Below are 12,096 nucleotides of genomic sequence, written 5' to 3'. Positions count from 1 at the left end.
AGCTGTGTTTGCCGAGATCGATGCCGATGAGCGTAACGTTTTCCATGATGGCCTCCTTCAGAAATGAAAACACCCTATAAGTTTAGTAACTTATAGGGTGGAGGGTGACCATCTCATTAGCCGCCTGTACGGCGGCTGTTCGCAGCAAGTCATGTCACCATCAAAAGTCGTGATTCGACGGGTACTTGCTGTAAAAATCGTTATCCCATTTGAAATTGGTAAACGCCACCGTCATCGATACGTCGAGCGCTTCGACGAAATGCCAGCAGCCGACGGGCAAAAACAGGATCTCGCCCGGTGCCAGCACGCATTCGCGCACCTGCACGTCGGCCATCAGCGGATAGCGCCGCAGGTCGATGTCGCGCCCGTCGACGGGCGTAAAACAGTGGCGCTGGTTGTACACGCGCGCCACCTCGCAGGCGGCCATGATGCGCAGCCGCTTGCGCCCTTTGACCTGGGCCATGAAGTTGTTCGTCAGGTCGTGGTGGAATGGCGTCACGGTGCCGGCGGGGCCAAACCATAAAAAGCCCGTGGGGCCGCCACTCTGTTCCAGGTATTCGGGCAGCTGGCCGATATCGTCCCACAGCTCGCGCAAGGCTTGCCGGTTTTGCGAATTGTTATTCGCCGTCATGTAGAAATCGTTGGTCGCGCCACTGCCCTCGACCAGGCTGGCGTATTCGCCGAACGCCATCTTGCGCTTGTGCGCCACGCTGTTCATTTCGTACTGGGCGTCCGCCTCTCGGCCGAACTGCACTTCCACTTCGCGCTGCGCGTAATGGTCGCGGAAATAAGCTGGACTCCACTTGGCCATGGCAGGCCAGTCGTCCATCATGCCCGTGATGATGACGGGCTGGTTGGTGGAATAGAACTCCGTCAGGAACTCTTGCGCCGTCAGTTTCTCGCGGCGGGGAATCTCGGGTGGGCGCAGCTGGTTCAGCTTGCGCTGGATGTCGATCACCCAGTCGCGCTTGGCCAGCCGGTTCGACAGGCGCACGGCGCCGGCCAGGTAGGGACTCTGCAGCGCCAGCTCGATTTCGCGGCGCGCCAGCGGCTCCGCGATGCCGGCCTGTTGCAGCACAGGCATCAGCGCCGACGGGTGGCTGCCCAGCATGAGGTTTTCCGCGATCCAGCTGCGCCACTCGCGGCTCAGCTCCTGCTGCTGCTCCTGCTGCTGCTGCTGCTGCTTGACTCCGAATGTCGATACTGCCGCCATCGCCCGTCTCCTGTTTTTTATGTGAACAAGCAGCCGGACAGCATGGCTATCCGGCCGCGTCTTACGCTACATCAACATTACCGCACTTTCCACACCTCGGTCGCCAGCACGCCATTCGCGTCGCCATCGAGTTCCCACGAGAACGCGCCGCGCAAGCCCTGGTCCTTCACGTACTTGACCTTGGTGCCGATGACGGTCGGGTCATCATAGCTCCACCACTGGCCGCCCGCCCCCGTGTACAGGTACAGCTGCTTGGTCACGGGGTGGTAGTAGCGCGTGCCGGCCTTGGCCACGAGGATTTTATAGTCCTCGATGCCCGACTCGTACGTGCCTGGCGCCGTGCCCGTCGCCGCCTGGTACAGGCCATCGCCGTTCGGTCCCGGCGCCACGCCGGTCCAGCCGCGGCCATAAAACGGTATGCCCAGCAGCAGCTTGTCGCGCGGTACGCCGGCGGCAATCATGTACTGCACCGCCTTGTCGCCCACGTACTCGCGCGCCATGCCCGTCGATGGATCGGCAGGATCGGCAAACAGCTGGGCGTTGAAGTTGGTGCTCGTTTCCCAGCCGCCGTGGAAGTCGTAGGTCATCAGGTTGATCCAATCCATGTACTGCGAGTACAGGGCCGGTTCCGTGTTGTCGATCTTGTCCTTGCCCGCACCGACAGCGGCCGTCAGCAGGTAGCGCTTGCCGTTGGCTGCACCGAGCGCATCGAGCTGGGCACGGAATTCCGCCATCAGCAAGGTGAAGTTGCGCTTGTCGTTGGGGCTGACCGTGTTGTACGGCTGGCCGCCGCCGACCGGATATTCCCAGTCGATGTCGATGCCGTCAAAGATGTTGGCCGCCGCGCCCGCGCCGCCGCGACCGCCCTGCACCGGCAAATTGCCCTTGATGTAGATGTCGATACACGAGCGCACCATCTGCTTGCGCAGCGCATCGGTGGCCGAACCGACGGAGAAGTTCTTCGACCAGCTCCAGCCGCCCAGCGAGATGAACAGCTTCAGGTTCGGGTGCGCCGCCTTGAGTTTCCTCAGCTGCAGGAAGTTGCCCGACAACGGAGCGTCCCAAGGGATCGCCTGGCCATCGACGGTGCGCTTCGGCGTGCGGATGTAGTCGGCCTCGGCATCGCCACCCGTGCCCGCGTCCGGCGAATTCGGATTCGTCGCGCCCGGTTCCGTCTTGGTAATCATGGCGCATTCATAGCCGCCGTTTTTCGGGTAAATATTGCCGAAGGCATAGTTGATGAAGGTCAGCTTGTCGGCCACGCCGCTCGTGTGCACGTTCGCCACTTCATAGTCGCGGCCATACACGCCCCACTGCGCGAAATAGGAACCGACTTCGCGGCCCGTTGGCGTTGGCGTTGGGGTCGGAGTCGGAGTCGGCGTTGGAGTCGGAGTCGGCGTTGGAGTCGGCGTCGGCGTCGGGGTAGGTGTCGGAGTCGGCGTGGTGCTGCATATCTCCTGGCTGGTCCATGGCTTGCCCGTGCCGGCGGCGCCGCTGCTGGTCGACGGGTTGTCGCCCTGCGTCCAGTAGTTGGCGCGGTAATTCGTGCCCGCATAGCTGACGGTGGCGCCCGCGCTGTAGGCCGTGCCGGCCACCCAGGCCAGTGCGCACGTACCGCCGGTTGGCGTCGGCGTCGGGGTGGGCGTCGGGTTCGGTGTAGGCGCCGGGATCGGCGTCGGCGTCGGCGTCGGGGTTGGCGTGGGCGTCGGAGTAGGTGTCGGCGTGGTGCCGCCATCGCAAGTGCCGCCGGCGCTCCACAGGCTCGGCGTGGAAACGGGGTTCCAACCGGAGCCCACGTGATCGGTCTGCGTCACCAGGGCCGTGTAGTTGGCGCCCAGGTAAGTGACCACCGTGCCTGCGTTATACGTGCCACCCTCTTGCCAAGGCACGCAGGCGACGACGGTGCTGGCCGCCAGCAATTGCGAGCCAGCCGGGGCGCCGGCATCACCACCACCGCCGCCGCATGCGGCCAGCACGCCACCGCTGGCCAGACATACCATCATGTTTCTGATCGTTTTTTTGAGTATTAAATTTTCCACGTTGTCTCCTGTTCAGGTTTGCGGAAATACCACTCTGCTTCAATAAAAAGCTACCTGTGATTTTGTTTTTTGCAGTTGCAAGAACAGCATGCTGCTGAAAAAATAGGCGGTCAAGTGGTTTTGAAGTGGCCTCAAAGTGGGCAATACCACTTTACAAAGAAAGCATAACGGCGGAGGCGGACGGCGCGTTGTCCTACTGGACAAGCAAAAAAACGGCAGAGGAAGGATGAAAAAAGACGCTGGATCGGGAAAAGACAGACCAGTTTTATAACACGCTGTAAGTGGTATTGGGGGAGCTTGCTGTGCCGTCACATACGGCAACGGCGGGTGCCTGCCTGGCCACCCGCCGTGTCAGGCAGACTTATTGCGGCAGATCAAACACGGCCATCGATTCGACGTGCGAAGTGTGCGGGAACATGTTCACCACGCCCGCTTTGCTCAGCACATAGCCGGCTTCCAGCGCCAGGATGCCGGCGTCGCGCGCCAGGGTCGACGGGCTGCACGACACGTAGACGATGCGTTTCGGCAGCAGGTCAGGACGCACTTGCGACAAACCGACCAGCGCCTGGCACAGGGCCATGGCGCCATCGCGCGGCGGGTCGACGAGGATGCGATCAAAACGGCCCAGCGCGATCAGGTCGTCCGTCGTCACTTCGAACAGGTTGCGCGTCGAAAACGAGGTTTTTTCCGCCAGGCCATTGGCCAGCGCGTTTTCCAGCGCCCGCTCCGTCAGAGTGGTGCTACCTTCGATACCGACCACTTCACTGCCCTGCGTGGCCAGCGGCAAGGTGAAATTGCCCAGGCCGCAGAACAAGTCGGCCACGCGGTCCGTCGGCTGCACTTCCAGCAAACGCAGGGCTTTCGATACCAGCACGCGGTTGATGTGGTGGTTCACCTGCGTGAAATCGACAGGCTTGAACGGCATCTTGACGCCGAATTCCGGCAGCAGGTAGTGCAATTGCTTGTCGAGCGGATAGAACGGCACGGCCGTTTCCGGACCTTTCACCTGCAGCCACCATTGCACGCCGTATTCGTCGGCAAAGGCCTTCAATTTCGTTTCATCGTCCGCCGTCAATGGCGCCATGATGCGCAAGACCATGGCGGTGACGTCTTCACCCACGGCCAGCTCGATCTGCGGCATCTGGTCGAAGATGGACAGCGAAGCAATCAATCCACGCAGCGGCAGCAGCATGGCGGAGATATGCGGCGGCAGGATTTCGCAGCTATCCATGTCGGCAACAAACGCCGATTTCTTTTCATGGAAACCCACCAGCACGGCGTCTTTCTTCTTGACGTGGCGCACGGACAGGCGCGCGCGGTAGCGGTAGCCCCACGTCGGGCCATACATGGGGCGCATGATGCTTTGCGGACGCACCTTGCCGATATGCCACAAGTTGTCTTCCAGCACGCGCTGCTTGATCGCCACCTGCGCCGACGGCTCCAGGTGCTGCATCGAGCAGCCGCCGCAATTGTCGAAATGCTTGCACTTGGGCGTCACGCGCATCGATGATTCGCGGTGCAGCGCCGTCATGCGGGCCATTTCCCAGTTCTTCTTTTTCTTGAACGTCACAAAGCTGACGCGCTCGCCCGGCAATGCGCCTTCGACAAACACGACCTTGCCCGGCGAGCCGTCTTCGTTTTCAATATGGCCAACGCCACGGGCGTCCATGTCGAGCGATTTGATTTCGATGATATTTTCTTGCATAGCGATCAATAGGTAAGAGTGGGCCAGGACGCAGGGCCGCGCTGGAACTTGAAAGAATGGGGGAAAGGTCAGGCGCCGCGAGCGGGGCGTATGATAGCAGATGCAGGCCCGCGACAGCCGGGCCAGGGTGTCTTACAGAAGGGAATCTCTGACTACGCCGCGCGCCGCCATGGCCCGCTTCAGTTTAATCAGGGCTTCCTGCTGGATCTGGCGCACGCGCTCTCGCGTCACGCCCATTTCCTCGGCCAGGGTTTCCAGGGTGGCGGGATCGTCATTGTCGAGGCCGAAACGGCGCATGATGACCACGCGCTGCTTGTCGGGCAGCTTGGTCAGCCAGTCGCGCACCAGCACCGTCATTTCATGGTGTTCCGCGCGCGCGTCGGGGCTGTCTTCGCTGGCGCCGGGCAACATGTCCATCAGCGACGACTGCGGGTCGTTGTCGAGCGGCGCATCGAGCGAGGTGGCGTGCTCGGACAGGGCCAGGATATCCTGTACCTCTTCCACGGGACGGCCCACCAGGTGGGCGATGTCTTCCGCGGTGGCATCCTTGCCATCGTGGTGCTGGGCTTCCAGGTGGTATTTGCCGCGCAAAATCTGGTTCAGTTCGCGCACCATGTGCACGGGCAGGCGCACCGTGCGCGCCTGGTTCATGATGGCGCGCTCTATGCTCTGGCGTATCCACCAGGTGGCATAAGTAGAGAAACGGAAACCGCGTTCGGGTTCGAACTTGTCGATGGCGCGCATCAGGCCGATGTTGCCCTCCTCGATCATGTCGAGCAAGACCACGCCGCGGTTGATGTAATGCTTGGCGATCGACACGACCAGGCGCAGGTTGTGCTCGATCATGGTTTGCCGGGCTTCAAAATTGCCCTGCTTGGCCAGGGTGGCGTAATGCACTTCCTGCGCCACCGTCAGCAGGGGCCGCGTGCCGATCTGGTTCAGGTAATGCTGCGTGGTATCGGTCGACAGCTCGGCCGCCAGCACCTTTTTCAGTTCATCGACACTTTCGACCAACACGGTTACGCTGGCCACCTCGCCCGCGTCGACGGCGTCAATGCCGTCGAGTTCGCCGGCATCGTCCGTCACGACTTCGTCTGCCCCGTCTTCCGGCAGTTCCGGGTCATCGTCCAGCTGGTCGTGCGGCGCGTGTGTCATTGCTTTACCTAACGGTTAGGCAGGAATTTCGATGGGTCGACAGGTTTGCCTTGCTGGCGGATTTCAAAGTGCAGTTTCACGCGGTCGGCATCGGAATCGCCCATTTCGGCGATGGCCTGGCCTTTGTTGACGTTCTGCCCTTCCTTCACCAGGATGCTGCGGTTATGCGCATACGCCGACAATAAACTATTACTGTGCTTCACGATGACAAGATTACCATAACCACGGATTCCGCTCCCGGCATACATGACTTTTCCCGCGCCGGCGGCCACGACCTGCTGGCCCGCCTTGCCGGCGATATCGACGCCCTTGTTCTTGCCTTCGTCGAAAGTGCCGATGACCTTGCCTTCGGAAGGCCACATCCAGCTGATCTTCTCGTCGCCAGGCGCCGATGCCGCAGGGGCTGCCGCGGCGGCGGCCGGTGCGGCGGCTACAACTGCTGCCGGGGCCGGCGCAGGCTTGGCGTCGCCGTTGCCGCCATCGGCGCGCAGCTCGGCCAGGGTAGCGTCGGAATACGCGCGCTTCTCGCCGCGCGGACCCGTTTTCTTCGGCACGACAGGCGCGGCCGGCTTGACTTCCATCGCTGGCGGCATGACGATGGCCGACGTTTGCGCCCCGCCCGTATCGCCATTCGGCGGCAACACGCGCAGCACCTGGTCGACCTTGATGTCGTTCGGATTGCTCAAGTCATTCCAGGCCACCAGGTCGCGGTAATTCTGCCCGTGCTCGAGGGCGATGCGCAACAGGGTATCGCCACGCTTGACCGTGTAATAAGCCGGATCGCGGTCGCGCGGATCGCTGGCCGCGGCGCTGCTGCTCGATGGGTGGCGCTCCACGACGGGCGCCTGGACGCCCGTCGTGCCGCAACCGCTCAACAGCGCGGCCAAGGTGATGCCACATAGAAGTATGTTACTTTTCTTAATCATTCGCATGTAATTGTATGTCCTGCTTGCTAGCTGATCCGGGGATCATATGGTGCCCGGGCGCAAAGGTACGAAATGGCAATCTTCCAGGGTTTGGCTAGTCCATTCCATTTTCCCCACCCGGGTAATGAGTTGTAAGTGTTGCAATTTAGCCCCCACCGGCGCAACCAGACGCCCGCCGGGCGCCAGCTGTTCCAGCAAGGCTTGCGGGACTTCCAGGCCGGCTGCGGCAAGGATGATCCCGTCGAAGGGCGCCGCCTGCGGCAGGCCAAGCATACCATCTCCGTACTGCAAGCGCAGATTTGACACGCGCAGCGGGCGCAGATTGGCCTTCGCCAGCTCGTGCAGGGGCCGGATGCGCTCGATCGAATACACCTCTTTCGCCACCAGCGACAGCACCGCCGCCTGGTAGCCGCAGCCCGTGCCGATTTCCAGCACGCGCTGCAGGCTGCCGCCCTGGCGCATCACTTCGATCATGCGCGCCACGATATATGGCTGCGAAATGGTCTGGTGGTGGCCGATGGGCAGGGACGCGTCGATATACGCCTGCGACGCCAGCGCCTCGTCCATGAACATGTGCCGCGGCACGGCTTGCATGGCGTCGAGCACCACCTGGTCCTTGACGCCCTGCTTCGCCACGCGGGCCACCATGGCGCGGCGCACGGCCTCCGAGACGAGCGGGTTTTGCCGTGGCGGCGACACCACCGCCGGCTGCGCCCGCTCATTGGCGATGGCCTGGGCGCGCGACGGCGCGATGGCCGCGTGCGCGCCATACGGCTGCGCCACGCCGCGCGCCGCGTTTTGCGCCGCATTCTGCGTGGCCGTCTGCGGCGTGGCGATCCTGGACTGGGCCAGCGACTGTCCCCCGCCCGGCCTGGCGGGCTTGCCGGCCAGCGAATCGAGGGTAAGGGGGAAGGTGCGCGGCTTGTCAGTCATAGTGAGCGGTCATGCCAGGCCTTTCGCCAGTGCATCGAGTTGGGTGGTATGGGTCAGGTCGATCTGCAGCGGCGTGATCGATACTTGTCCATGTTCAACGGCATGGAAGTCCGTGCCCGGACCGCCTTCCTTGGCGGCGCCGGCCGGGCCGATCCAGAAGATTTCACGGCCACGGGGGTCGAGCGCGCGGATCACCGGCTCGGCCGAATGGCGCTTGCCCAGACGCGTGGCCGCCATGCCTTGCATTTGCTCATAAGGGATTGCGGGGATGTTCACATTCAGCAGATACGGTTTCTGCAGGGCGTCGAACTGGCGCTCGACGATTTCCCTGGCCACGCGGGCAGCCGCGTCCAGGTTGGCCCAGCCAAACTGCGACTGGGAAAAGGCGATGGCGGGAATGCCGAACAGATAGCCTTCCGTGGCGGCCGCCACGGTGCCCGAATACAGGGTGTCGTCACCCATGTTGGGGCCATTGTTGATGCCGGAGACCACCAGGTCGGGTCGCTCGATGAGCATGCCCGTCAGCGCCACGTGCACGCAGTCGGTGGGCGTGCCGTTGACAAAATAAAAGCCGTTGGCGGCCTTGTGCACGGACAAGGGGCGGTCCAGGGACAGCGAATTGGAGGCGCCCGAACGGTTGCTGTCGGGCGCCACCACGACGATGTCGGCAATGGGTGCGAGCGCGTCGGCCAGGGCCGCCAGGCCAGGCGCCAGGTAGCCGTCGTCGTTACTGATAAGAATTCTCATAACGGGATTTTACCCGAAGCGATGCCAACACTGCGCATGCCGCACGCCGATAGACAGCATTATTTGTGCTGCCGCGCGGGCATGGCGCACAGGATCAGCGCTGCTCGATGCGCGCCTCGGACAATGCCCCTTCCAGCGCCTGCACTTCATCTTCCTGCAAGGCCAGCAAGGCATTCAAATCGCCTTGCAATTTGTACATTCTTTTCAGCTGCGCCATGCCGCGCCTGCGCAGCTTGCCCGGCACGCCCGGACGCAGCAGGCAAGACTTCAAATGTTCGGCCAGTTCGCCCGCCTGCGCATACTGTTCGCGCTCGATCATGCCTTGCAGCATGGAGATCATGCTGACCAGGGTATCCGGCTCCGCGCCCTCGTGCCCGCTGACGCGCCCGGCCAGTATGGTTTCCTGCAAATGCCGCGCACCGTCCAGCACGCTGTCCGCATGCCCCGTGACGGGCGCATTCAGGAGCCGGTCACTGCCGCTGAGCACGGCGTCTTCCAGCAGGCGCGCCGCCTCGCTGTCGCCCTGCTGCTGCAAGGTACCGGCCAATTGCGTCTTGCTGTGCAAGGTATCGAGGTGGTCTTCGCCCAGCAGGCGCGCATGCACTTCCAGCACCTGCTCCTGCACGCTGCGCGCCGCATCGAGCTCACCACGCCGCAACAGCGCCTCGGCCAGCTTGCGCTGGCTCATCAGGGTTTCCGGATGGTCGAGCCCATGCGTGCGCTCGCGCGCCGCCACCTGGTCTTCGTGCAACTGGCGCGCGCCGGCCCAGTCGCCCTGCCCGGCCACGATGTCGGCCAGCAAATCGCGCGTGGCCAGGGTGGCCGCATGGTCGCCGCCCAGGCGCCGCTCCTGCGCCTGCAGCACGGCAGCGAACAGGCGCCGCGCGCCTTCCAGGTCGCCTTCGCGCCCCAGCGCCTGCGCCAGGGCCAGCTTGCTGCGCAAGGTATCGCCATGCTCGGCGCCAAACAGGCGTTCGCGCGCCGCCACCACCGTGGCCAGCACTTGCTGCGCCTGCGCCAGCCGGCCCATGCGCAGCAAGGTGGCGGCGCGGCCGTCCATCGCTTCCAGGGTCAGCGGATGCTCGCCGCCCAGCTGGCGCGCGTAGCTTGCCAGCACCGCATCCTGCAGCAGCAGGGCCGCCGCCAGTTCCCCTTGCAGCAACAGGGTTTTCGCCAGGCAGGCGCGGGCCGCCAGGGTGTCGGGATGTTCGCTGCCCAGCACACGTTCGCGCACGTCGAGCACGTCTTCTTCCAGGAAGCGGGCTTCCTCGAGCTTGCCCAGTTGGCGCAGCAGGCGCGCCATGCCGCTCTTGCACGCCAGGCTGTCGGGATGCTCCTCGCCCAGCAGGCGCACGCGGATCTCGACGCTCTGGCGGAAGGCCTCGAGCGCCTGCCCGCTGCGGCCATCCTTGCGGTACAGCTCGCCCAGACGGGCCAGGTCGCGCGCCAGCGGCAGGGCCACGGCGCGGCCCGGTTCGGCCAGCAAAGCCTGACGCGCTTCGCTGATGGCGCCCAGCAAGGCGATTTCGCGGCTCGATTGCCAGGGGAAGTAGCCGCCCGTCAGCCAGTGCAAAAAGGCTTCGAAGGTGCGCGTGAGGGAAAAGCGGTCGCCGCCCTGGTCGATGCGCACGGCCAATTGCTCGCCATACGCAAAGGTTTTCGTCTGCTGCAGCTGGACTTCGTCGAAATAGCTGTCGAGGGCGATCTGCGGCAAGCCGTAGGAAGTGCGCAGCAGGCGCTCGAACATGGGCTGGAAGCCGGCGATGCCCTTGTGCGCGTCGCCGCGGCGCCACTCGGCACGCTGCGCGCCATCGCCCATTTCTATGCGCGAGGGCAAGGGGTAGACGAGCAGCGGACGCTGTTCGTCTTCATGGCTGCGGCGGTACTCGATGGCCCGCGTGACGAGTGCATCGACGCCTTCCAGGCTTTGCCGGTTCGGCGTGAAGACCACCACCAGTTTTTTCGGCAGCAAGGTGGTGCAGATGCCGGCGCTGTCCGTGCGTCCCGTGCGCGAATCGACGAGCACGTAACGGAAATGCTGGGCCAGGGTATCGGCGAAGCAGCGGAACAGGGCCGGGCAACTGTCGAACAGCTGATCCCAGCGCATCTGCGCCAGGCGCTCGCTGTAGCTGGCGTCGAAGCGCCCCGCACGCATCAGGTACAGCGGGCTGCCCTGGTCGACGCGCACCACGTACTGCTGCCAGTCGATGGCGTCGAGCACGCGCTGGGCCAGGGCGACATCGTCGGCGACCGAGCCGCGCTTGCCTCCCGTCTCCAGGCTGAGGCGTTCGAGCTGCTGGCGGCACGCCTCAAAGAATTCCAGCACGCCCGGGCGCTCCTCGTGCTGTTCGAAATAGTGGTGCAGGCCCGGTGCTTCCATGTCCCAGTCCAGCATCAGCACGGGCACGCTGGCGTTTTCGCGGCGCGCCAGCAGGACGGCGATGTTCGACAGGGCCATGGTGCGGCCGGTACCGCCCTTGTAGGAATAGAAGGTGACGACTTCGCCAGGGGCGCTCAAAGGTGGCAGGGAGAGGCGTTGGCATTCCATGACAGGACCTTTTACGTGATTAACGCGGAAAGTGGGGAGGCGGAATGGCGCGCCATTCCGGCGGAATAGCGGGCAACACGAAACGGCTGCAATCGTGGCCGGGCGGTGTTGACCGCTTGAGCAAGTGGTAATGCGTGGCGATGCGCTGCACGATGCGTTCTATGTCGGGCAGGTACTGCGGATTCGATTTCAGGTCGCCGCTGGCCAGGGTGTAGCCGGAGAAATCGACGTACAGGCCCGATTCCGTGATTTGCGGCGGCAAGCCGTCGGGATGGCGCGTCATGATGATGGGGATAATCAAATGGCTGGGCAGTTCATACCAGGCGCGCCGCTCCTGCTCGATCAGTTGCATGGCGGCAAATTCGCGCCGCGTGTAGCCGTGCGCTTCATATTTAGGCGTGTACAGCACGATCATGCAGACGCTCTGGCACATGGCGCGCGCCACGCGCAGGTCGATATCGTCGCCGCCTCCCAGTTGCTCGCTGTCGATGAACAGGACTTCCTCGCGGTCCAGGTGCGGTTCCAGATAGCATGCGAGCGCCTCGATGAGGTCATTCTTGAACTTGTTCATGTACGCATATTGGCCGTGCGCGTAGCTCAAGAAACAGCCGTAGCGGATCTCCATGGCATCCCCCTGTTCCCCGTGCGGCCCTGCCATCGCCGCGCCTTGATCCCACGAGGCATGAAGTCACTGTAGACCGCTGAGCAACGGCCTGTTTGCGCTGGCGCAAAGATGTGTCTGGCGTCCTGGACATTCGCAAGAAAGCCAGAAACTGGCGCGATCACGCCGATTTCTGGCATGCCAGGCGCGCAAGGCGGCGCCGCACAAA

General features: G+C 63.5%; 9 protein-coding genes. All 9 read right to left on the bottom strand.

The annotated features are described in order from the left end of the window. Positions 1 to 160 precede the first annotated feature (160 nt). The 9 genes from CSQ93_RS27645 to CSQ93_RS27605 all read right to left on the bottom strand — a co-directional run bounded on the left by CSQ93_RS27645 (position 161) and on the right by CSQ93_RS27605 (position 11,891). Positions 161 to 1,213, bottom strand: a complete 1,053-nt coding sequence (locus CSQ93_RS27645; protein ID WP_099380786.1) for a cupin-like domain-containing protein — start codon at positions 1,211 to 1,213, stop codon at positions 161 to 163. 77 nt (positions 1,214 to 1,290) lie between these two features. Then, positions 1,291 to 3,216: a glycosyl hydrolase family 18 protein gene (locus CSQ93_RS27640; protein WP_267891699.1), complete on the bottom strand. Its 1,926-nt coding sequence runs from the start codon at positions 3,214 to 3,216 to the stop codon at positions 1,291 to 1,293. Positions 3,217 to 3,613: 397 nt separating this feature from the next. Further along, a complete protein-coding gene (gene rlmD, locus CSQ93_RS27635; RefSeq protein WP_099380785.1) occupies positions 3,614 to 4,957 on the bottom strand; it encodes a 23S rRNA (uracil(1939)-C(5))-methyltransferase RlmD in 1,344 nt (447 codons plus the stop codon). Positions 4,958 to 5,089: 132 nt separating this feature from the next. Then, positions 5,090 to 6,112, bottom strand: coding sequence for an RNA polymerase sigma factor RpoS (rpoS, locus tag CSQ93_RS27630; protein ID WP_099380784.1), 1,023 nt, complete (start codon positions 6,110 to 6,112; stop codon positions 5,090 to 5,092). Positions 6,113 to 6,120: 8 nt separating this feature from the next. Then, positions 6,121 to 7,038: a peptidoglycan DD-metalloendopeptidase family protein gene (locus CSQ93_RS27625; RefSeq protein WP_099380783.1), complete on the bottom strand. Its 918-nt coding sequence runs from the start codon at positions 7,036 to 7,038 to the stop codon at positions 6,121 to 6,123. Positions 7,039 to 7,080: 42 nt separating this feature from the next. Next, positions 7,081 to 7,971 carry a protein-L-isoaspartate(D-aspartate) O-methyltransferase gene (locus CSQ93_RS27620; protein WP_099380782.1) on the bottom strand — a complete coding sequence of 297 codons (891 nt, stop codon included), beginning with the start codon at positions 7,969 to 7,971 and terminating at the stop codon, positions 7,081 to 7,083. Positions 7,972 to 7,980: 9 nt separating this feature from the next. Continuing rightward, positions 7,981 to 8,718, bottom strand: a complete 738-nt coding sequence (surE, locus tag CSQ93_RS27615; RefSeq protein ID WP_099380781.1) for a 5'/3'-nucleotidase SurE — start codon at positions 8,716 to 8,718, stop codon at positions 7,981 to 7,983. Positions 8,719 to 8,812: 94 nt separating this feature from the next. Then, positions 8,813 to 11,266 carry a tetratricopeptide repeat protein gene (locus CSQ93_RS27610; protein WP_158301393.1) on the bottom strand — a complete coding sequence of 818 codons (2,454 nt, stop codon included), beginning with the start codon at positions 11,264 to 11,266 and terminating at the stop codon, positions 8,813 to 8,815. 19 nt (positions 11,267 to 11,285) lie between these two features. Further along, positions 11,286 to 11,891, bottom strand: coding sequence for a toll/interleukin-1 receptor domain-containing protein (locus CSQ93_RS27605; RefSeq protein WP_099380780.1), 606 nt, complete (start codon positions 11,889 to 11,891; stop codon positions 11,286 to 11,288). Between the last annotated feature and the right edge of the window lie 205 nt (positions 11,892 to 12,096).

It is taken from the genome of Janthinobacterium sp. BJB426 (assembly GCF_002735705.1).
Classification (GTDB): domain Bacteria; phylum Pseudomonadota; class Gammaproteobacteria; order Burkholderiales; family Burkholderiaceae_D; genus Janthinobacterium.
This window is presented reverse-complemented; position numbering and strand designations above follow the sequence as displayed.

What these genes read in the sequence shown, in the direction of transcription:
- CSQ93_RS27645 (WP_099380786.1), bottom strand. Translation starts at nt 1,213, where the DNA reads ATGGCGGCAGTATCGACATTCGGAGTCAAGCAGCAGCAGCAGCAGCAG.
- CSQ93_RS27640 (WP_267891699.1), bottom strand. Translation starts at nt 3,216, where the DNA reads ATGATGGTATGTCTGGCCAGCGGTGGCGTGCTGGCCGCATGCGGCGGC.
- rlmD (WP_099380785.1), bottom strand. Translation starts at nt 4,957, where the DNA reads ATGCAAGAAAATATCATCGAAATCAAATCGCTCGACATGGACGCCCGT.
- rpoS (WP_099380784.1), bottom strand. Translation starts at nt 6,112, where the DNA reads ATGACACACGCGCCGCACGACCAGCTGGACGATGACCCGGAACTGCCG.
- CSQ93_RS27625 (WP_099380783.1), bottom strand. Translation starts at nt 7,038, where the DNA reads ATGATTAAGAAAAGTAACATACTTCTATGTGGCATCACCTTGGCCGCG.
- CSQ93_RS27620 (WP_099380782.1), bottom strand. Translation starts at nt 7,971, where the DNA reads ATGACTGACAAGCCGCGCACCTTCCCCCTTACCCTCGATTCGCTGGCC.
- surE (WP_099380781.1), bottom strand. Translation starts at nt 8,718, where the DNA reads ATGAGAATTCTTATCAGTAACGACGACGGCTACCTGGCGCCTGGCCTG.
- CSQ93_RS27610 (WP_158301393.1), bottom strand. Translation starts at nt 11,266, where the DNA reads ATGGAATGCCAACGCCTCTCCCTGCCACCTTTGAGCGCCCCTGGCGAA.
- CSQ93_RS27605 (WP_099380780.1), bottom strand. Translation starts at nt 11,891, where the DNA reads ATGGAGATCCGCTACGGCTGTTTCTTGAGCTACGCGCACGGCCAATAT.